Annotated in this window: 24 protein-coding genes; 12 read left to right on the top strand and 12 right to left on the bottom strand. The window is 66.7% G+C overall.

All coding sequences use genetic code 11. The features are described 5' to 3' along the window. The first annotated feature begins 48 nt into the window (after nucleotides 1-48). The 4 genes from trmD (at nucleotide 49) to ABG80_RS13065 (ending at nucleotide 3,125) form a co-directional block, all read left to right on the top strand. On the top strand, nucleotides 49-825 hold the full coding sequence (gene trmD / locus ABG80_RS13080; protein WP_058088040.1) for a tRNA (guanosine(37)-N1)-methyltransferase TrmD: 777 nt from the start codon (nucleotides 49-51) through the stop codon (nucleotides 823-825). A gap of 110 nt (nucleotides 826-935) precedes the next feature. Next, complete coding sequence (rplS, locus tag ABG80_RS13075) at nucleotides 936-1,292, top strand: 50S ribosomal protein L19 (protein WP_058088201.1); 357 nt, start codon at nucleotides 936-938, stop codon at nucleotides 1,290-1,292. A 73-nt stretch (nucleotides 1,293-1,365) separates the two neighbouring features. Continuing rightward, the gene (locus ABG80_RS13070; RefSeq protein WP_058088039.1) at nucleotides 1,366-2,055 is read left to right on the top strand and encodes a CoA pyrophosphatase; all 690 of its coding nucleotides are present in this window, start codon (nucleotides 1,366-1,368) and stop codon (nucleotides 2,053-2,055) included. A gap of 77 nt (nucleotides 2,056-2,132) precedes the next feature. Then, nucleotides 2,133-3,125, top strand: coding sequence for a CobD/CbiB family protein (locus ABG80_RS13065; protein ID WP_058088038.1), 993 nt, complete (start codon nucleotides 2,133-2,135; stop codon nucleotides 3,123-3,125). A 15-nt stretch (nucleotides 3,126-3,140) separates the two neighbouring features. On the opposite strand, the gene ABG80_RS13060 is transcribed toward ABG80_RS13065, so the two are convergent. From ABG80_RS13060 to ABG80_RS13045, 4 genes are read right to left on the bottom strand one after another with little or no spacing between them, the layout of a single operon-like run. Next, a complete protein-coding gene (locus ABG80_RS13060; RefSeq protein ID WP_058088037.1) occupies nucleotides 3,141-3,404 on the bottom strand; it encodes a hypothetical protein in 264 nt (87 codons plus the stop codon). A gap of 7 nt (nucleotides 3,405-3,411) precedes the next feature. Beyond that, nucleotides 3,412-4,383: a ribosome small subunit-dependent GTPase A gene (gene rsgA / locus ABG80_RS13055; RefSeq protein WP_083506070.1), complete on the bottom strand. Its 972-nt coding sequence runs from the start codon at nucleotides 4,381-4,383 to the stop codon at nucleotides 3,412-3,414. After that, nucleotides 4,380-4,748 (bottom strand): 4a-hydroxytetrahydrobiopterin dehydratase, encoded by a 369-nt coding sequence (locus ABG80_RS13050; RefSeq protein WP_235513845.1) that lies wholly within the window; start codon nucleotides 4,746-4,748, stop codon nucleotides 4,380-4,382. The genes rsgA and ABG80_RS13050 overlap by 4 nt, the downstream gene beginning before the upstream one ends. Nucleotides 4,749-4,758: 10 nt before the next feature. Then, nucleotides 4,759-6,057, bottom strand: a complete 1,299-nt coding sequence (locus ABG80_RS13045; protein ID WP_058088035.1) for a M48 family metallopeptidase — start codon at nucleotides 6,055-6,057, stop codon at nucleotides 4,759-4,761. Between the two features lie 107 nt (nucleotides 6,058-6,164). Here ABG80_RS13045 and orn point away from each other — a divergent pair, with 107 nt between their 5' ends. Together orn and ABG80_RS13035 are read left to right on the top strand one after the other, a co-directional pair. Continuing rightward, nucleotides 6,165-6,752, top strand: a complete 588-nt coding sequence (gene orn, locus ABG80_RS13040; protein ID WP_058088199.1) for an oligoribonuclease — start codon at nucleotides 6,165-6,167, stop codon at nucleotides 6,750-6,752. 7 nt (nucleotides 6,753-6,759) lie between these two features. Beyond that, on the top strand, nucleotides 6,760-7,170 hold the full coding sequence (locus tag ABG80_RS13035) for a cupin domain-containing protein (RefSeq protein ID WP_321166057.1): 411 nt from the start codon (nucleotides 6,760-6,762) through the stop codon (nucleotides 7,168-7,170). On the opposite strand, the gene gluQRS is transcribed toward ABG80_RS13035, so the two are convergent. Continuing rightward, nucleotides 7,152-8,135 carry a tRNA glutamyl-Q(34) synthetase GluQRS gene (gene gluQRS / locus ABG80_RS13030; protein WP_058088034.1) on the bottom strand — a complete coding sequence of 328 codons (984 nt, stop codon included), beginning with the start codon at nucleotides 8,133-8,135 and terminating at the stop codon, nucleotides 7,152-7,154. The genes ABG80_RS13035 and gluQRS overlap by 19 nt on opposite strands. After that, nucleotides 8,132-9,073 (bottom strand): LysR family transcriptional regulator, encoded by a 942-nt coding sequence (locus tag ABG80_RS13025; protein ID WP_058088033.1) that lies wholly within the window; start codon nucleotides 9,071-9,073, stop codon nucleotides 8,132-8,134. The genes gluQRS and ABG80_RS13025 overlap by 4 nt, the downstream gene beginning before the upstream one ends. 138 nt (nucleotides 9,074-9,211) lie before the next feature. Between ABG80_RS13025 and ABG80_RS13020 the strand changes: the two genes are divergently transcribed. Beyond that, nucleotides 9,212-9,913: a pirin family protein gene (locus ABG80_RS13020; RefSeq protein ID WP_058088032.1), complete on the top strand. Its 702-nt coding sequence runs from the start codon at nucleotides 9,212-9,214 to the stop codon at nucleotides 9,911-9,913. A gap of 17 nt (nucleotides 9,914-9,930) precedes the next feature. Here ABG80_RS13020 and ABG80_RS13015 read toward each other — a convergent pair whose 3' ends face one another. After that, on the bottom strand, nucleotides 9,931-10,797 hold the full coding sequence (locus tag ABG80_RS13015; RefSeq protein ID WP_058088031.1) for a 23S rRNA (adenine(2030)-N(6))-methyltransferase RlmJ: 867 nt from the start codon (nucleotides 10,795-10,797) through the stop codon (nucleotides 9,931-9,933). Nucleotides 10,798-10,915: 118 nt separating this feature from the next. Between ABG80_RS13015 and ABG80_RS13010 the strand changes: the two genes are divergently transcribed. Beyond that, on the top strand, nucleotides 10,916-11,473 hold the full coding sequence (locus ABG80_RS13010; protein ID WP_058088030.1) for a flavodoxin family protein: 558 nt from the start codon (nucleotides 10,916-10,918) through the stop codon (nucleotides 11,471-11,473). A gap of 52 nt (nucleotides 11,474-11,525) precedes the next feature. After that, nucleotides 11,526-12,140, top strand: a complete 615-nt coding sequence (locus ABG80_RS13005; RefSeq protein WP_058088029.1) for an NADPH-dependent FMN reductase — start codon at nucleotides 11,526-11,528, stop codon at nucleotides 12,138-12,140. A 3-nt stretch (nucleotides 12,141-12,143) separates the two neighbouring features. On the opposite strand, the gene ABG80_RS13000 is transcribed toward ABG80_RS13005, so the two are convergent. The 4 genes from ABG80_RS13000 to ABG80_RS12985 all read right to left on the bottom strand — a co-directional run bounded on the left by ABG80_RS13000 (nucleotide 12,144) and on the right by ABG80_RS12985 (nucleotide 16,537). Continuing rightward, nucleotides 12,144-13,088, bottom strand: coding sequence for an alpha/beta fold hydrolase (locus ABG80_RS13000; RefSeq protein ID WP_152987616.1), 945 nt, complete (start codon nucleotides 13,086-13,088; stop codon nucleotides 12,144-12,146). Between the two features lie 112 nt (nucleotides 13,089-13,200). Next, nucleotides 13,201-14,082, bottom strand: coding sequence for an SDR family NAD(P)-dependent oxidoreductase (locus tag ABG80_RS12995; protein ID WP_058088028.1), 882 nt, complete (start codon nucleotides 14,080-14,082; stop codon nucleotides 13,201-13,203). 35 nt (nucleotides 14,083-14,117) lie between these two features. Further along, nucleotides 14,118-15,026, bottom strand: coding sequence for an alpha/beta hydrolase (locus tag ABG80_RS12990; RefSeq protein WP_058088027.1), 909 nt, complete (start codon nucleotides 15,024-15,026; stop codon nucleotides 14,118-14,120). Beyond that, nucleotides 15,023-16,537, bottom strand: a complete 1,515-nt coding sequence (locus ABG80_RS12985; RefSeq protein ID WP_083506069.1) for a flavin-containing monooxygenase — start codon at nucleotides 16,535-16,537, stop codon at nucleotides 15,023-15,025. The genes ABG80_RS12990 and ABG80_RS12985 overlap by 4 nt, the downstream gene beginning before the upstream one ends. Nucleotides 16,538-16,627: 90 nt before the next feature. Here ABG80_RS12985 and ABG80_RS12980 point away from each other — a divergent pair, with 90 nt between their 5' ends. Then, complete coding sequence (locus ABG80_RS12980; RefSeq protein ID WP_058088026.1) at nucleotides 16,628-17,278, top strand: TetR/AcrR family transcriptional regulator; 651 nt, start codon at nucleotides 16,628-16,630, stop codon at nucleotides 17,276-17,278. Between the two features lie 33 nt (nucleotides 17,279-17,311). Here ABG80_RS12980 and ABG80_RS12975 read toward each other — a convergent pair whose 3' ends face one another. Beyond that, complete coding sequence (locus ABG80_RS12975; RefSeq protein WP_058088025.1) at nucleotides 17,312-17,854, bottom strand: TetR/AcrR family transcriptional regulator; 543 nt, start codon at nucleotides 17,852-17,854, stop codon at nucleotides 17,312-17,314. A gap of 25 nt (nucleotides 17,855-17,879) precedes the next feature. Here ABG80_RS12975 and ABG80_RS12970 point away from each other — a divergent pair, with 25 nt between their 5' ends. Together ABG80_RS12970 and ABG80_RS12965 are read left to right on the top strand one after the other, a co-directional pair. After that, the gene (locus ABG80_RS12970) at nucleotides 17,880-18,491 is read left to right on the top strand and encodes a hypothetical protein (protein ID WP_058088024.1); all 612 of its coding nucleotides are present in this window, start codon (nucleotides 17,880-17,882) and stop codon (nucleotides 18,489-18,491) included. Nucleotides 18,492-18,496: 5 nt separating this feature from the next. Then, complete coding sequence (locus ABG80_RS12965; protein WP_058088023.1) at nucleotides 18,497-19,288, top strand: SDR family NAD(P)-dependent oxidoreductase; 792 nt, start codon at nucleotides 18,497-18,499, stop codon at nucleotides 19,286-19,288. Nucleotides 19,289-19,295: the final 7 nt, after the last annotated feature.

Below are 19,295 nucleotides of genomic sequence, written 5' to 3'. Positions count from 1 at the left end.
CACGGGTGACCAGCGCCCAAGGGCTGCGCTGAGCTTGGGAGTTTGTCCATGGCCGTTCGCTTCGACGTCATCACGCTGTTTCCCGAGTTGTTCGTGCCCTTTCAGCAGGCCGGGGTGGCGCGGCGCGCCTTCGAGTCAGGCCAGGTGGACCTGCGCCTGTGGCAACTTCGCGATCACGCCGAGGGTGTTTACCGCCGGGTCGATGACCGGCCATTCGGTGGTGGACCAGGCATGGTGATGCTGGTCGAGCCCCTGGTGCGCTGCCTGGGCGCCATCCGTGCGCAGCAGGTCGAGCAGCGTGGCGAGCGCCTGCCGGTGATCTGGTTCAGCCCGGCCGGGCCGCGCTTGACGCAAAAGCGCGTGCAGCAATTGGCCGCCAGCCCTGGCGCTGTGCTGGTGTGCGGCCGCTACGAAGGCGTGGACCAGCGTTTCATCGATGCCCACGTGGACGAAGAACTCAGCCTGGGTGACTACGTGCTCTCGGGCGGTGAGTTGCCCGCGCTGACGCTGATCGATGCGGTGGCGCGCCTGCAGCCCGGCGTGTTGCACGACGCTGCCTCGCACGAGCAGGACAGCTTCTCGGATGGCCTGCTGGACTGCCCGCATTACAGCCGCCCCGAGGTGTTGCCGGGCGCCGAGGGCGCTGCCGATCAGGCCGTGCCGCCGGTGCTCATGTCGGGCCACCATGCGCAGATCGCACGCTGGCGTCGCGAGCAGCAACTGGCGTTGACCGCGCGTCGCCGGCCAGAGCTGATCGAGGCGGCCAGGGTGCGTGGCGAGCTGTCGAAAAAAGATGAAGACTTTCTCCGCAGTTTGACGCTATAATCTGCGGTTTTCCGATCCTCTGCCCGGCTTTGCTGGGGCCGCTCTTGCAAAGGGGCGTGCACTTGGCGCCAATTTTTCAACGCGCGGGCATGATCATCAAGGAGCCTTTGATGTCCAACATCATCCAGCAGCTCGAGCAAGAAGAAATCGCTCGTCTGAACAAGACCATTCCCTCTTTCGCCCCTGGCGACACCGTGATCGTGTCCGTCAACGTGGTCGAAGGCACCCGCAAGCGTGTCCAGGCCTACGAAGGCGTGGTCATTGCCAAGCGCAACCGTGGCCTGAACTCCAGCTTCATCGTCCGCAAGATCTCCAGCGGCGAAGGCGTGGAGCGCACGTTCCAGCTGTACAGCCCGCTGATCGCTTCGATCGAAGTCAAGCGCCGCGGTGACGTCCGCCGCGCCAAGCTGTACTACCTGCGCCAGCGTTCGGGCAAGTCGGCACGCATCAAAGAGAAGCTCGCGTAAGCTGGTCCTCTTTCGCAGTCATCACTGCTCAAGCCGCCCTCGCTCACGCGACGGCGGCTTTTATCATTGGCGCATGGCCCTCACCATCGACCCGCGTGCCGCCGAGTTGCTCGGGCACGACCTTCACCTGCCTCCCGTCTCGCCTGATCGATTCTCGCGTCAGGCTTTGAGCGCGCGCTTTGCGTCACCACCGATCTGGCAGCCAGACATCGAGGTCGAGAAGTGGTATCGGGCGCCCGACCCGGTTCAGGCGGCGGTGCTGGTGCCGCTGGTCATGCGTGAACGCGCTTCGGTGCTGCTGACCCAGCGCACTGCACACCTGAAAAAACACGCTGGGCAGATCAGCTTCCCGGGGGGGCGCATGGAGCCCACCGACCTGAATCCGGTGGCAGCAGCCCTGCGCGAAGCACACGAAGAGGTGGGGCTGGAGCCCGAGCGCATCGAGGTGCTGGGCAGCCTGCCCACGTACACGACCGGCACCGGCTTCATCGTCACGCCGGTGGTGGGCCTGATCACGCCGCAAGCGGGTGAGCACGAGGGCCTGATCATGCGGCCCGACCCGGGCGAGGTGGCCGAGGCCTTCGAGGTGCCGCTGGACTTCCTGATGGACCCCCGCCACCACCAGCGCCGCGCCTTCGACATGTCGGGCACGCAGTTGGACTTCTTTGCCATGCCCTGGTCGCCGCAGCCCGACAAGGAGTACTTCATATGGGGTGCGACAGCGGCGATGTTGCGAAATTTATACCGCTTCCTCTCGGCCTGAGCCCGGCACGGCGCCCCGGGGGCAATTACACGGGATTTGATCGGGTTGGGTCACAGCACCACCGCTATCATCGGCGCATGAGCTTTTTTGCCGTGCTCTTCGCCTTGCTGGCGGAGCAGCTCAAGCCCTTGTCCAACCTCAACCCCATCCACCACGCGCTGGCGGCCTGGGTGCGTTGGGCTGGTCGCAATTTCGACGCCGGTGCCGACGTGCACGCTCGCGTGGTTTGGGCCATCACGGTGCTGGCGCCCGCCTCGCTGGTGGCCCTGAGCTACTTTTTCATCGACCGCTACAGCACGGTGCTGTCGCTGATCTTCGACGTGGCGGTGCTGTATTTCACACTGGGTTTCCGCCAGTTCAGTCACCATTTCACCGACATCCGCGATGCGCTGGAGGCGGGCCGTGAAGACCGTGCCCGCGAGCTGCTCGCGCATTGGCAGAACCTGGACGCCAGCGAGTTGCCGCGCACCGAGATCCTGCGCCACGTGCTGGAGTACTCGCTGCTGGCGGCCCACCGCCACGTCTTCGGTGTGTTTTTCTGGTTCGTGGCGCTGTCGACCGTTGGCCTGGGGCCGGCTGGCGCGGTGCTCTACCGACTCGCCGAGTTCGCCAGCCGCTACTGGGCCTACCGCAGCCGCGTGACGGGCACGCCCACGCACGACCGGCTGATGAACCTGTCTCAGACCTTGTTCACCTGGCTGGACCACGTGCCGGCGCGCATGACGGCCTTTGGTTTTGCGGTGGTGGGCAACTTCGAGGACGCCATCGACGCCTGGCGGCGCCACGCCGCTTTGTGGGTGCGCCGCAATGAGGGTGCGATCCTGTCTTCTGCCTCGGGGGCGCTGGGTGTGCGCCTGGGCGGGCAAGTGGCCCCGGTGTCGGGCTCGCCCGATGTCAGCCGCACCATGAGCCAGGGCGATTCACCCGATGTCATCGAGGCTCAGGGCAGCACCCAGGGCTCGCCGCCGATGCTCGCGCACCTGCGCAGCGTGGTGGGCCTGATCTGGCGCTCGGTGGTGCTGTGGATGCTGCTGCTGGCGCTGCTGTCGCTGGCCAACCTGGTGGGTTGACGCCCGGCGTGACGATCAGAGCGCGCGGGCGCGCGTCAGCCAGTCGCTCAGGGCGTCGACCATGTCACCCTGGCTGAACGAGCAGCTTTCTTCCGTGAACAGGGCGGCGCTTTCGAGTTGGTTGAGCACGCGCTCGAGCACGTACTGGTAGCGCTGCGGCAGCGCGGGCTGGTGGCCTTGTGCGGCATCGCGCCAGGTGCGGGTCAGCTCGGTGAGCGGCAGCTGCCCGCTGCGGAAGGCGTCGAGCGTGGCGGGCAGGGCTGAGAGGCGATCGGTCATGCGTCGGTCACCAGCGAGGCTGGCTCAGTTCTTCGAAGAGGTCGGTGTACAGGCTCAGGCGGATGGGGCTGACCTCGCCGCGTTCGACCGCTGCGCGCACGGCGCAGCCGGGCTCTTGCCGGTGCGTGCAGTTGTGGAAGCGGCAGTCGGCGAAGTGGGCGGCCAGGTCAGGCATCAGGCGCACGAGCTCGGTCGGCGGGATGTGGTGCAGGCCGAATTCCTGAAAGCCTGGCGAGTCGATGACGGCGCTGGTGCGCGTGTCGTCGAGCCAGTACCAAAGGCTGGAGGTGGTGGTGTGGCGGCCTGAGTTGAGCGCTTGCGAGATCTCGCCGACCTCGGCGCGGGCGTCGGGCAGCAGGGTGTTGATGAGCGTGCTCTTGCCGGCACCCGAGGGGCCCAGCACCAGCGAGGCTTTGCCTTGCAGCATGGGCAGCACCTGTTCGCGGGCGGCGTCGCCTTCGCCTTGGCCCTTGTCCTTGAGGGACAGCTCGACCACGTTGTAGCCCATGGCTCGGTAGGGCGCCAGGCGCTGGCGCGCGGTGTCTGCGCCGGGCAGGTCCACCTTGTTGAGCACGATGGTCACGGGGATGTCGGCCGAACGGGCGGCAATCAGGGCCCGCGTGAGCTGCATCTCGCTGAAGACGGGCTCCACCGCGATCCACATCAGCAACTGGTCGAGGTTGGCCGCGAAGGACTTGCTGCGCCATTCATCCTGGCGCCACAGCAGGTTGCGGCGCTCGTCGACCGCGACGATGACGCCTTCGTCGCCGCCTTCGATGTGTTGCCAGCGCACGCGGTCGCCGACCACGGCTTCGCTCTTTTTGCCACGGGGGTGGCAGATCAGGCGCTCGCCATCGGGGTCCTCGACGACCACGTGGCGGCCGTGGGTGGCCACGACCAGGCCGCCTTCGGTGCCTTCGGTGTTGGGGGCCTTGTCCTTGCTGCGCGCGGGGCGGCTGCTGCCGTGTGTGCGCTTCATGCGAGCAGGGCGTCGACCCGGGCCGCGCAGATGAAGTCGTTGATCGACAGGCCGCCGACCGAGTGGGTCGACCAGTTCACGGTGCAGCGGCTGTAGGCCACGAGCAGGTCGGGGTGGTGGTCTTGCTCGTGAGCGATCCAGGCGACGGCGTTGACAAAGGCCATGGTGCGGTGAAAGTCGGGGAAGCTGTGGGTGCGGGTCAGGACCACGGCGTCGCCTTCGCGCTCGATGGTCCAGGCGGTGAGCTGCTCGAGCAGCCTGGCGGCTTGTTCGTCGGTCAGGGCCGGGCCGGTCTGGTGGCTGCAGCGTTGGGCGGTCAATGATGGGGTCTGCATGCTCGTCTCGTGCGCGGGGCGGTGTGTCATGTCGGGCTCTTCACGCAGGGGTGGGCGTGGAGATGGCGCGCATGGCGGCCAGTCGTTCCAGTGCTGGCGGGTGCGAGTAGTGAAAGCGCACGTACAGCGGGTCGGGCGTGAGCGTCGATGCGTTGTCCTGGTAGAGCTTGACCAGGGCGTTGGCGAGGTCGCGACCATCGGACTGGGCGCAGGCGTAGGCATCGGCCTCGTATTCGTCGCGGCGCGAGAAGCCAGACATCAGCGGCACGATGAAGAAGGCAAAAGGCGGCAGCGCCAGCATGAGCAGCAGCAGCGCCAGCGCGTCATTGGGCGCGTTGAGGTTGGGCGAAACGCCCAGGCCCAGGTAGAAGTCGGCCTGGCGCGAGAGCCAGCCCAGCAGCGCAAAGGCCAGCAGGCTCAGGCCGAACATCATGACCATGCGCTTGAGCACGTGGCGGTGCTTGAAGTGACCGAGTTCATGGGCCAGCACGGCTTCGACCTCGCCATGGCTGAGCTTGCTCAGCAGCGTGTCGTAGAACACGACGCGCTTGCCCTGGCCCAGACCGGTGAAGTAAGCGTTGGCGTGCGCCGATCGGCGGCTGCCGTCCATCACGAAAAAGCCCTTGGCGGTGAAGCCGCAGCGGTCCATCAGGGCCTTCACGCGCTCGGCCAGGGCCTGGTCTTTCAGGGGCTCGAACTTATTGAACAGCGGTGCGATGAAGACAGGGAAGACGATCATCATCAGCAGGGCAAAGCCCACCCAGGCCCCCCAGGCCCAAAGCCACCAGGCGTCGCCGGCTGCGCCCATGAGCCAGAGGATGAGGGCCGCGATGGGCGCGCCGATGACCACGCCGACCACGCCCTGGCGGATCTGGTCGCCGACCCACATCGGCCACTTCATGCGGTTGAAGCCGTGGCGTTGCTCGATGCGGAACGTGTGCCAGGCTTCCAGGGGCAGGTCGACCAGGGCGGAGATCAGCGTGAAGGCGCCCAGCAGCGTCAATTGGTAGACCAGTGGGTGAGCGCGCTCGCCACCGCCCACAGGCAGCAGCCAGTTTCGCAAGGTGGTGTTGAGGGCGTCGAGCCCGCCCAGCAGGGTCCATCCCAGCAGCACGGCGGTGCCCACCAGGGCGCTCACCATGCCGAAGCGCAGCTTGTCGAGCGTGTAATCGGCGGCGCGCTGGTGGCTGCGCAGGGTGATGTTGCCGCTGAAGGGCTGGGGCACGGCTTCGCGGTGGCGGGCGACGTGGCGGGCCTGGCGGCTGTCCAGCCACAGGCGCACGAGCACCGAGGCGAGGACGAAGCTCACGAAAAGCGTGGTGACGAGGCTGGCTTGCATGCCCGGGAGTGTACGTTTGCCGCACAATCGCGACCACGGCGGCGCGGCCAAGACCCTGGTGAGCAGGGCGGTGTCGGCGCGGCTTTTGTCAGCACATGAGGATGTCGATGAGCGAAACCACCCCCGGCGCCGAGCAGGCCCCCGTCACCCTGGTCAAGAGCGACCAGAACCTGATCTGGATCGACCTGGAGATGACGGGCCTCAAGCCCGAGACCGATCGCATCATCGAGATCGCCGTGGTGGTGACGGACGCGCAGCTGAACAACCGCATCGAAGGCCCGGTGTTTGCTGTGCACCAGAGCGACGCCACGCTCAACCTGATGGACGCCTGGAACAAGGGCACCCACGGTCGCAGCGGCCTGATCGACCGGGTCAAGGCCTCGACGGTGAGCGAAGAGCAAGCCAGCCAGGCGGTGATCGACTTCCTCAAGCAATACGTGCCGGCCAACAAGTCGCCCATGTGCGGCAACTCGATCTGCCAGGACCGCCGATTCCTGGCCAACTACATGCCCAAGCTGGAAGCCTTCTTCCACTACCGCAACCTGGACGTGAGCACGCTCAAGGAGCTGGCCAAGCGCTGGAAGCCGGGCCTGGCCGAGGGTTTCCGCAAGGCGCAAAAGCACACGGCGCTGGCCGACATCCACGAGTCCATCGACGAGTTGGCGTACTACCGCGAGCACTTCCTGGTGAAGTGAGGTGGCGGTGAGCGAGCTGAATGCGCCGAGCGTGCCTGCCATCGTGAAGGTGGCGCAGCCTTCCAGCGTCGGGACGATCGATCACCCCAGGCCCGACCGGCTGGTGCGAGGCAACCCGCGACGTGAAACATGGTCGCTGTACGAGTCGGGCGACGGGGTGAGCAGTGTCGGCATCTGGGCTTGCGAGCCGGGGATGTGGCGCATCGTGTTCGCCGCGAACAAGGAAGAGTACTTCTTTGTGCTCGAAGGACACGTGCGGCTGCACGACGAAGCTGGTGTGGCGGTGGACGTGCGCGCCGGTGAAGGCGCTGTGATCCCGGCCGGCTTCGTGGGCGCCTTCGAGGTGGTGGAGCCAGTGCGCAAGCACTTCGTGGTCATCGAACGGCCAGGCCTTCAGCCTCAAGCCCCGCTGGGCTGACATCGCCAGGCGGCCACGGCCGAGGCCAGCAGCTCGCTGAGCGATGCGCCTTCGCCTGCTTGCCAGCCGGGCGTCAGGCCGGAGGCCGAGGCTTCTGCTGTGGCTGGGCTGGCCAGTGCCATCAAAGCCGTTCGCACCGAGCGCGCTGGGTCGGTGAGGTCCAGCGGCGCGGCACCATTCTGCTTCGAGAGCTTTTCGCCGTTGTCGCCGTTGACCAGCGGGGTGTGCAGGTAACGCGGCTCGGGCAAGCCCAGCAAGCGCTGCAGGTGCAGCTGGCGCGGGGTGTTGTCGGCCAGGTCCTCTCCGCGCACAACGTCGGTGATGCGTTGCTCGGCGTCGTCCACCACCACGGCGAGCTGATAGGCCCACAGGCCGTCGGCACGCTTGACGACGAAGTCGCCCACGGCGGTGCCCAGGGCCTGCTGTTGTGTGCCCAGCCTGCGGTCGTGCCACTTGATCACGCCAGCCTCGCCGTCGGGCACGCGCAGGCGCCAGGCTCGGGCCTCGCGGCCGTGCAGCCCACCGTTTTCAGGGCGACAGGTGCCTGGGTAGACCAGCTCGCCATGGCGGGCCTTGGGGTGGCCTGCTTGCTCGTGGGCGCGGGCAATGTCGGCGCGGGTGCAGGCGCAGGGGTAGGCCCAGGCATGGACAATGGCTCGGGGGCTGGTGATGCCGCCCTTGGGTGCGACCAATTGGTCCAGGGCCGCCTGGTACAGCTGACCGCGCCGGCTTTGCCAGACGGGCGGCTCGTCGGACCTGAGGCCGCAAGCGGCCAGTTGGGCCAGGATGAACGCGTCGGCGCCGGGCACGCAGCGGGGCGTGTCGACGTCCTCGATGCGAACGAGCCAGGTGCCGTGGTGCGCGCGCGCGTCCAGCCAGCTGGCGAGCGCGGCCACCAGCGAGCCGGCGTGCAGCGGGCCGGTGGGGGAGGGGGCGAAGCGACCTCGGTAGGGTGCGTCACTCACAGGATCAATCCCTCGTGCAGGTCCAGGAGCGCGCGCCGTGTCTTGGGGCTGGCGAGCTGGTGCAGCCACCAGGTCAGCGCCATGCCGGGCTGTGAGCTGGTCTGGCGCCAGGCGTAGTGGGTCTCGAAATTTCGCGGTGGGCCATCGACTTCCTTGCGCAGCAGTCGGCCAGCGGCCACGTGGGCGCGCACCATCGGTTCGGGCAGGTAGCCGATGCCCATGCCTCGCAGCTGGGCCTCCAGCTTGGCCGCCATCGATGGCACGGTGAGCACGTCTTGTCCGGGCAGGATGCCGCTCGTGGCAGGGGGCAGGCGTTTGGCCGAGTCGGCCACCGCGACGATGCGGTGCTGCGCCACGATCCCCGGGCTCAGAGGCTCGGGCTCCTGCGCCAGGGGGTGGTGCGATGCCACCGCCAGCACGAAGTGGTGCTTGCCAATGGGCTCGCAGCGGATGTCGGGTGCGCTGAGCCGGTCGCTGGAGATGCCGATGGCCAGGTCGGCCTCGCCGTGCAGCAGCGGCTCCCAGGTGCCGGTCATCACCTCGCTGCGCATTTTCAGCCGGGTGGGCGGCTTGAGCGCCAGGAAGGCCTCCATCAGGTCGAACACGGCGTGCGGCGCGATGGCTTTGTCCACCACCACGGTCAGCTCCGTTTCCCACCCCGAGGCGACGCGCTTGACGCGGTTGGCCACGGCGTCGAGCTGCTGCAGCAGCAACTGGCCTTCGCGCAGCAGCTCTTCGCCGGCGGCGGTCAGCTTGGCCTGGCGGCTGCGGCGGTCGAACAGCAGCACGTCCAGCGCGTCTTCGAGCTGGCGCACGCTGTAGGTGAGGGCGGAGGGCACCTTGCCCAGCTCGCGCGCGGCGGCGGCAAAGCTGCCCGTGCGGGCGATGGTCACGACCATCTGCAGGGCGTCGGGCGAAAGGGCGTGGTAGCGGTCCATGGCGGCCGGAGGGTCGTTCAAAACATTTGAATGATGCCATCAGCGCGGCTCAGCCACCGACCGGTGCTCGGTGCCTACAGTGAAGCCATGGTCACACGACGTGACCCCCACGCGAACTTCACAAAGTAGGAGCTTCACATGCTGACCCTGCGCCGATCCGACGAACGCGGCTTTGCCGACCATGGCTGGCTGCAGTCCTTCCACAGCTTCTCGTTTTCCGAGTACTTCGACCCGGCTCACATGGGCTTTGGCCCGCTGCGCGTGATCAACGACGACATCGTGGCGGCCGGGCGTGGTTTCGGCATGCACGGCCACCGCGACATGGAGATCGTGACCTACGTGCTCGAAGGCAAGCTCACCCACCAGGACAGCCTGGGCCACACCGCCGACATCCTGCCTGGCGACGTGCAGCGCATGACGGCCGGCCAGGGGATCATGCACAGCGAGTTCAACCGCACGCTGCACGACCGCGTGCACCTGCTGCAGATCTGGATCGAGCCGACCGAGAAGGGCCTGCGCCCGGGCTATGAGCAGAAGAACTTCGGTGAAGCCGACAAGCGCGGGCGACTGCGCCTGGTGGCCTCTCCCGATGGCCGAGATGGTTCGGTGACGATCCACTCGGACGCTTCGCTGAGCGTGGGCCTGTTCGATGGCGACGAGCGCGCCGAGCTGGCCCTGAGCCCGGCTCGCAAGGCCTATGTGCACGTGGCCCGTGGCGCGATCACGGTCAACGGCCAGGCCCTGCAGGCGGGCGACGCGGTCAAGCTCGAGGGCGAGTCGACGCTGTCGCTGAGCGATGGCCAGCAGGCCGAGGTGCTGGTCTTCGACCTGGCAGCCTGAGCCGAGGTGGCGTCGTGTCAGCTCTGCTGCGCTTCGAGGGTGTAGGCGGCGTAGTCGTCCAGGCCAATGGTCTCGACCAGCCATGGCAGCGCTTCGGCCAGGCGGTCGTAGAGCGTCCAGGGCGGGTTGATGATGAACATGCCGCTGCCATACAGCCCCAGGCCGCCCTTTTCGGCGCCCTTGACGCGCAGCGTGGCGTGCACCCAGTCGACCTTGGCCAACGAGCCGCCCAGCCGCTTGAGCTGGGCCCCGAACTGCTGCGATTCCATGCGGGCGACTTCGGGGTACCAGATGGCGTAGGTGCCGGTGGCGAAGCGCTCCGTGGCCGCGCGCAGGGCTTGCAGGACCTTCTTGTAGTCGTCCTTCATCTCGTAGGGCGGGTCGATGTGGACCAGCCCGCGGCGAGGCGGGGGTGGCAGCACCTTGGGCAGGCCGCTGAACCCATCGGCCTCTTCGATGCTGACGCCGCGCTTGACGCCCGCGAAGTGGTCGCGCAGCAGGCCGATCTCGGTGGGGTGCAGCTCGTAGAGCCGCAGGTGGTCGCCCTGGCGCAGCATCTGCGCGGCCAGCTGCGGCGAGCCGGGGTACCAGCGCAGGTCGGTGCCGTTGTTGAGGGCGGCGATCTGGTCGAGCAAGGCCTTGACGGCCACGGGCGTGCCGGCCGCCTTGCGCAGGGGCCAGATGCGGGCGATGCCGCCTTCGAACTCGCCGCTCTTGGTGGCGTAGTTGCTGGTGAGGTCGTAGAGGCCGCCACCAGCGTGGGTGTCGATCACCCAGAAAGGTTTGTCCTTTTGCAGCAGGTGCTCAAGCACCTGCACCAGCACCATGTGTTTGAGCACATCAGCGTGGTTGCCCGCGTGGAAGCCGTGTCGATAACTGAACATGCCCCGAAGGGTAACGGCTTTGCCGCCTTTCAGCCCACGGATCGTGTGTCTTTTTTGATGGCCTGAGACTGGCCGAGTTCCCTGAAACCTTCCCTCCCGTCCCTTGAAAGGAATCACCATGAGCAAGCAAATCGTCGTTGTTTACTTCTCCGGCTACGGCCACACCCAGCGCATGGCCGAGTCCGTGGCCCAGGGTGCGGGCGCCAGCCTGCTGGCCGTTGACAAAGAAGGCAACTTGCCAGAAGGCGGCTGGGAGCAGCTGGCCGCAGCCGACGCCATCATCTTTGGCGCGCCCACCTACATGGGCAGCGTGCCCTGGCAGTACAAGAAGTTCATCGACGCCACCTCCAAGCCCTGGTACCACCAGCAGTGGAAGGACAAGATCGCCGCCGGTTTCACCAACTCGGCCTCGATGAACGGCGACAAGCTCTCGACCTTGCACTACCTGTTCACCCTGTCGCAGCAGCACAGCATGATCTGGGTGGGCACGGGCCTGATGCCCAGCAACAGCAAGGCCGCCACGCGCAACGACGTGAACTACGTGGCCTCGTTCAGCGGTGCCATGGCCTCGACGCCATCGGACGCCAGCGTGGATGAAATGCTCCCTGGTGACCTGGAAACCGCCCGCCTGTTCGGCGTGCGCGTGGCCGAAGTGACCGCAAAATTCAATGCTTGAACGAGCTCGCCGTGCCACATCGGCACGACCCTCGCCCTGAACCGGAGTGCCCATGACCACCACCCCTTCCACCCGTGCACCGCGCTTGCTGGTGATCGCCGGCAGCGCCCGCATCGGTTCGCTCAACCGCCAACTGGCCGACCTGGCCGCGCGTCGCGCCCAGGCGCTGGGAGCCGAGACCACCGTGGTCGACCTGCGCTCGCTGGAGCTGCCGGTCTACGACGAGGACTGGGCGCAGGCCCATGGCAAGCCGGCTGGCGCGCGTCGCCTGCGCGATTTGTTCGCCGAGCACGACGGCCTGATCCTGGCCAGTCCGGAGTACAACGCGCTGCCCACGCCGCTGTTCATCAACAGCTTCGACTGGTTGTCGGTCATCCCGGCCGAAGATGGCAAGCCATCGGGCACCGGCGCCACGGGTGGCAAGCCAGCCGGTTTGCTGGCGGCTTCACCCGGTGCGCTGGGCGGCATCCGCGCTTTGCCCATCGTGCGGACCTACCTGAGCACCAATTTCGCGATGCTGGTGGTGCCCGAACAGCTGGCCTTGCCGCTGGCCGACCAGCAACTGACCAGCCCCGAACACCTGGCCAAGCCTGAGCTGGACGCGGCGCTCGATCGCGTGGTGGCTTCGGTGGTCAAGCAGGCGCGCTGGCGCGTGGCCGCAGGCTGATCGTCAGTTCGCCAGGAAGGACACCAGGTCGGGCAGCGTGCCTTCCGGGTCTTCTTCCTGGGGCAGGTGGCCCAGGGTCGGGTAGGTGACCAGGCGGCAGCGCTGGATGTCCTGGCAGAACAGCGTGCCGTGCTCGGGCGAGATCATCTCGTCGCGCTCGCCCCAGATCACCAGCGTGGGCTGCTGAACGCGCCGGATCAGGGTCGAGTTGCCACCGAACTGGGCCTGGTCCATGCGCTGGAACAGCGCGCGGCGGTTGCCCACACGCAGGTTGAGCTCGAAGTAGCGGTCGATCTTGTCCTGCGTGACCTTGTCCGGGTCACCGAAGACGTTGCGCACGCTGGAGGCCACCATGGCCTTGGGCAGGATGCGCTCGGACACCCAGCGCAGGCCGCGCATGCTGGCGATCTGGAAGGCAATCGGCATGGACAACACCGATGGCTGGTAGCCGTCGGCGTCGATGAGCACCAGCTTGCGCACGCGATCGGGCGCGAGCACGGCGGTCTGCCAGGCGATTTCGCCGCCCAACGCGTTGCCCGCCAACACCACCTGCTTGACACCCAGCGTGTCGAGCAGCCGCAGCACAAAGCGGGTGTAGGCGTCGATGCGGTAGTCGCCTTGGGGGCTGGGACCCGTCAGGCCGAAGCCGGGCAGGTCGACGCTGATGACGCGGCGCTCGCCTTGCAAGGCGGTTTGCCAGCCTTCGTAGGTGTGCAGGCTGGAGGACATGCCGTGCAGCAAAACCAAAGGCATGGGGTCGTTGCGCGGGCCGGTGTCGCGGATGTGCACCTGCATGCCATCGAGCTCCAGGAAGGTCGATGGTTCAGGTGCCCAGCGGGCCATCAGCGAGCCCAGCTGGCGGTCGGGCTCCCAGGTGGCCCAGACGGTGAACGCCAGCGCCAGCCCGAAGAGCACGCCCGCCCACCACAATCGCTTCAGCCAATTCATCCGCGCATCATGCCGTGGAACCGGGCGCACCCGGGCCGCGAGCCTTGAGGGATGTCACCAAGTGACGCGGGCTGGCCTCATCACATGTCCGCCAACCCCACGTCTGGTGGCGTCAGCTGGCGTTGCGCGCGGCGTGCTGGGCCGACGAGCGGCGCGAGTTGTTCATCTTGCGCACCTGCTTCATGACCAGCACCTGGTAGGTCGAGCCCAGCAGGCGCACCACCTTGTCCAGGAAGCGGGCGTCGGGGCCCACCAGCACGCGTCGCTCGTTGTTTTCAACGGCCTTGAGGATCTGCAGGGCAGCGGCCTCGGCGGTGGTCACGTTGATGAGCTTGTTGGCCATGCGCTTGTGGTCGGCCTCGCTCACGCCCGTCTTGGCGGTGACGGACTCGTCGATCTTGCCGGCCATGGCGATGTTGGTGGCGATGCCGCCCGGGTGCACGCAGGTGGCGCTGACGCCGCAGCCTTCCATCTCCAGCTCCATGCGCAGGGCCTCGGTGTAGCCGCGCACGGCGAACTTGCTGGCGTTGTAGGTGCCTTGCGTGGGCACGGCCATCAGGCCGAACAGGCTGGAGGTGTTGATGACGTGGCCGTCACCGCTCTTGCGCAGGTGCGGCAGGAAGGCCTGGGTGCCGTGCACCACGCCCCAGAAGTTGATGCCCATGATCCACTCGAAGTCCTGGATCTTGACGCCTTCGACGGTGGCGGTCAGGGCCACGCCGGCGTTGTTGAACACCAGGTTGACCTTGCCGTGGTCGCGCGCGGCCTCATCGGCCCAGGCGAAGACCTCGTCGCGGTTGGCCACGTTGACCTTTTTGACGGTGACCTTCACGCCATGCTTGCCAGCCAGCTCGGCCGTCTTGACGAGCTCGGCTTCGTTGACGTCGCTGAGCGTGAGGTGGCAGCCGCGACGGGCGAGCTCGACGGCCAGCGTGCGGCCCATGCCGGATGCAGCGCCGGTGATGGCAGCGACCTTGTTCTTGAAGTCTTTCATGGTGTCTCCTGGGGGGCTTGGTTCAGCCGTGTTGATCAGCGCTGGCCGGTGACGCGGGCGGCGAACTCGCCGCATTCCTTGAGCGTCTGGCGGGCTTCCGGCAGCATCAGCATGGTGGGCCACACGTGCGGCATCTTGGCTTTGAGGTGCAGCTCGCTGGTCACGCCTTGCGCCTTGGCGCGCTCGTGCAGGCGCGTCGAGTCGGCCAACAAAATCTCGTGCTTGCTGGCGTGGATCATCAGCGGCGGCAGGCCGCGCAGGTCGGCGAACAGCGGCGAGGCCAGCGGCGTGTCGGTCGGCTTGCCGGCCAGGTACAGCGCGGCGGCTTCGGGCAGCGAGTGCGGGTTGAACATCACGTCGGCATCGGCCAGCGTCTTCATCGTCTCGCCGGAGCACGACAGGTCGCTCCAGGGCGAGAACAGGATGGCGCCGGCGGGCAGGGGCAGGCCCCGGTCACGCGAGGCCACCAGGCAGGCCAGCGTCAGGCCACCACCAGCGGAGTCACCCGCGAAGACGACCGTCTTGGGGTCCACGCCTTGCTGCAGCAGCTCGGCCCACCAGGCCACGGCGTCATCGACGGCGGCGGGGTAGACGTGCTCAGGCGCCATGCGGTAGTCCACCGACAGCACGCGGGCCTGGGCCGTGCGGGCCAGGTAGGCGCAGGTGGGGCGGTGGGTCTCCAAGCCGCAAAAGAAGTAGCCGCCACCGTGAAAGTAAACGATGGTGCGCTGCGGGTTGGCCACGCTGAGCCACTCGGCGGCGCACAGCTTGTGCTCGGGGCGGGCGGCCACGGGCTTGTGCTCGATGTCGGCGGGCGGCGGCGGGTAGCGCTTGGCCATCTTGTTGACCATGTGGCGCGCCTTGTGCACGTCCAGCTTGCCTTTGCCCTGGCGCTTGAACTGGTGGCGCAGGACGAGGTTGGTGATGAAAGACTGGATGCTCATGCGCGTTCTGCCTGGTACTGCTGGAGTTTGAATCGGCGGGTCTTGAATCTGTAGGCGAAGGTGAAGCCGGGCCACGCCGCCGTGTTGCGGCCCTGCTCGTTGACGTACCAGCTCTTGCAGCCTGACTGCCAGACGGTGCGCTCAAGCTCCTTCTGCACGCCGTCCACAAAACGTTTTTGCACCTCTGGCTTGACCTCCAGGGCGCGGATGCGGCGCTCCTTCATGGCCTTGAGCGCTTCGAGGATGTAATGCGCCTGCGATTCGATCATGAAAACCATGGAGTTGTGGCCCAGACCGGTGTTGGGCCCCATCAGCATGAAGAAGTTGGGAAAGCCCGCCACGGTGATGCCCATGTGGGCCTCGGCGCCTTGCTTCCACACCTCGGCCAGGTCGGCGCCGCCACGGCCGAACACGGTGGCCTTGGGAATCGGGTCCTGCACCTTGAAGCCGGTGCCGAAGACGATGGCATCGACCTCGTGCAGTCGGCCGTCCTTGGTCACCACACCCTGGGGCACCACGCGCTCGATGCCCTCGGTCACCACCTCGACGTTGGTGCGCGCCAGCGTGGGGTAGTACTCGTTGGAGATCAGCAGGCGCTTGCAGCCGGGCGTGTAGTCAGGGGTGAGCTTGGCCTGCAGGGCCGGGTCCTTGATGTGTTTGCGGATGCGGTGCTTGCCCACCTTGGCCACCAGGTTCATCCACTCGGGCTTGAACTTGAAGGCCAGGAAGCGCGCTTCCAGCGTCCAGTACAGCTTGGTGCGGGCGATGCGCTGGCGCCAGGGGTTGGCGGTGAAGTCGGCACGTTCTTCAGGGCGCACGGGGCGGTCCATCTTGGGCACGACCCAGGGTGGTGTGCGCTGGAAGTAGCTCAGGTGAGCCACCTTGGGTGCGATCGCCGGCACGAACTGGATGGCGCTGGCCCCGGTTCCGATGACGGCCACGCGCTTGTCGTCAAGGTCGAAGTCGTGGTCCCAGGTGGCCGAATGGAAGGCGCGGCCCGAGAAGGTCTCGATGCCGGGCACGTTGGGGTAGGCCGGGTTGCTCAGGCCGCCCATGCCTGACACCAGAATTTCGCCTTCGAAGACGCGGCCGTCCTCGGCCTTGACCACCCACAGCTTGCGGGCCTCGTCCCAGCGCGCGCCCGTCAGGTTGGCGTGAAAGCGGATGTGGCGCAGCAGGTCGTACTTGGTGGCGACGTGCTTGAGGTAGGCAAAGATTTCAGGCTGCGGCGCGTACAGGCGCGACCAGTTCGGGTTGGGCTCGAAGGAGAACGAATACAGGTGCGATTCGACGTCGCAGGCGCAGCCGGGGTAGGTGTTGTCGCGCCAGGTGCCGCCGACGTCACCCGCGCGCTCGAGCAGCACGAAATCTTCTTCGCCTTGCTCGCGCAGCTTGACGCCTATGCACAGGCCTGAAAAGCCCGTGCCGACGACGATGATGCGGTGGCGCTCGACGCCGTCGCCACCGGGCGCGGGGTGCGCGGCAGGCGAGTGAAAGTGTTGCGGTTTCATGGTGGCGTGTCCCCGAAGATGCCTTGACTTTTGACAAAGATTCTTGTCAGAATAACTTTGACAATGATCCATGTCAACATAGGGATCTCCATGGAAGCCCCGACGCCAGCCTCACCTTTGTCTCCACGCCGCCGCTATGGCGGGGTCCTGCCCGAAGAGCGGCAGCGGCTGCGCCGTGCCAAGCTCATCGAGGGCGCCTTCGAGGTGTTCGGCACGAAAGGCTTTCACGCCGCGACGGTTCGCGAGGTCTGCGTGGCCGCCCACCTGACCGAGCGCTATTTCTACGAGTCGTTCAAGACGCTGCCACAGCTGTTCATGGCCACCTACGGCGAGCTGCGCGATCAGCTCATGGCCCAGACCCTGGCCGTGCTCAAGGAGGCCGAGCCCACGCCCCTGGGCATGCTGGAGCCGGCCATCCGCGTCTTCCTGGAGTTCATCCGCGACGACCCGCGGCGTGGCCGCATCATGCTGGTCGACTCGCTGGGTGTGAACGACGAGGTGGCGGCGCTGAGTGGTGCCACCGCGCGCGACTACTCGAACATGATGCGCCAGCACCTGCACCTGCTGGTGCCCAAGGCCCGACTCGACGAGGTCAACCTCGACCTGCTGGCCGACGGCATGATCGGCCTGAACGTGCTGCTGGCCGCCAGGTGGATGCAGGATGGGTTTGCCGAGCCGATCGACAAGGTGGTGCGGACCAACCTGATGCCGTATCAAGGGCTGCTCAAGCTGATGGCTTGAGCCCCAGTCGCAGCCTGGTTCGCGTCGGTCGCCTCAGAGCTTGCCGTTGCCCGCGAGCCAGTGCACGACCTTGTCGAACTGTTGCGAGGTGTGGGGGTGGGACAGCAGGCCCTCGACCACGTAGGTGCCCACCGTCGCCATGACGGACGCTTTCGTGCGTGACATGCCCTTGGACACCATCTGCTGGATCAGCATCGCGTCGAGCATGTCGTGAAAGCGCTCGTGCCATTCCCGCACCGTCTCGGACTTGTCCAGGCGGGCATGGACCGTCGAGATCAGCTTGCTGGCCTGCTGAAACTCGCCCAGCAGCCAGCTCAGTTGTTCGCCCAGGGATTGGTCCTGCATGCCCGTCATCCGGGTCAGGGCCCTGCCGACCAACCGGTTCAGCGTGGCCACCAGCAGGTCGTCCTTGCTGGCGAAGTACCAGTACAGCGTGTTGGGCGCCACCCCGGCTGCCTTGCCGACAGCCGCCATGGACGTGGCGTCATAACCGTCGGCCAGGAAGAGCGCGCAGGCGGCTTCCTCGATCTGCTCGCGCTTCACCTCGGCATCGACGTCTCGCTTGTTCCTCGCCATGGGGGCATCTTAAATGACATCTTGAATGGCATTCAAGATCATGAACGTCGCACGTCAAGCCGTCGGTGAACCGACCGAATCAGCCCTCCTGGCCATGGGCTTCAAGGACCTCATGGCCTTGTTCGACAAGCTGCCAGCGCCCACCATCCAGGAAATGGACGGTGAGTTCGCCGCGCGCCTGCTGGCGCAGCCCAACGCCGTGGCCCAGGTCATCGGCAACCTGACGGTCAACAACCCGCTGATGCCGGGGCGTTGGCTTTGCAAGGCCTTCAAGCCGGTGTCGGCGGTGGGTGGTCAGGGCTACAACAGCTTCGCGCACCTGGGGCGCACGGTGCAGCGCTACCCCATGCAGACGCTGATCGCGCCGTCCCGCTACGACGGGCGTCCGGCGTACACCCTGGTCTACGCCGCGTTCCAGTCCATGTGCGGGGCCATCCACATGGTCGACGAGGTCCGCCGGGTGGCGCCAGGCCTTTACCTCGGCATCGGAACCTGGGGCTTCACGGACGGGCAGCGACAGGTTCCGCTTCCCTTCGTCCTGCGCGGCCCCATCGCGCCCTACGCTGGCCACATTGGCCGGGCCAAGCAGGGCTTCAACGCCCAACAAGAAATCCCCGCGTTCAAGCACAAAGGCTGATCCACATGAGCACCCCACGTCGCAAGGCCCTGATCACGGGCGCATCCGCTGGCATCGGCGCCACGTTCGCCCGCCACCTGGCCGCCCCAGGCTACGACCTGCTGCTGGCCGCGCGCCGCGGTGACCGCCTGAAGGACCTGGCCCAGGAGCTGTCGCAGCGGCACAAAGTGCAGTGCGAGGTCCTGTCGGTGGACCTGGCCAGCCCAGGTGCCGCGACCCAGGTCATGGCCCACCTCGACCAGATCGGCTGGCGCATCGACTTTCTCGTGAACAACGCGGGGCTGTCCGGGCACTCGAAGTTCGCGGGGTCCCCCTGGGCACCGCTGGGCGGCGAGATCCAGCTGATGATGACCACCTTGACCGAGCTGACGCACAGCATCGCGCCCGGCATGATCGAGCGTCGTTGGGGGCGCATCATCAACGTGTCGTCCCTGGCGGCCCTCTCGCCACCCGGTGAAAGCCTGCTGTATTCGGCCATCAAGACCTATGTGCTGGTGTTGTCGCAGTCGCTGGACATGGAGTTCAAGCCGCATGGTGTGCACGTGACGGCGCTGTGTCCCGGCTTCACACACAGTGAGTTCCATGATGTGATGGGCACGCGTGACACGGCCAACCACTTGCCGAGCATCCTGTGGCAGCAACCCGAAGACGTGGTCTCCGAAGGGTACAACGCCGTGATGAAAGGCAAGCCCGTTTGCGTGCCTGGTGCGGTCAACAAGTTCCTGGCGGCCATCATGCGCCCGATGCCCCTGTGGATGGGCTACCTGATGGGCAAGACCTTCAACCCGTTCAAATGACGCGCGG

Source organism: Aquabacterium parvum (assembly GCF_001447195.1).
Taxonomy (GTDB): Bacteria; Pseudomonadota; Gammaproteobacteria; order Burkholderiales; family Burkholderiaceae_C; genus Aquabacterium; species Aquabacterium parvum.
This window is presented reverse-complemented; position numbering and strand designations above follow the sequence as displayed.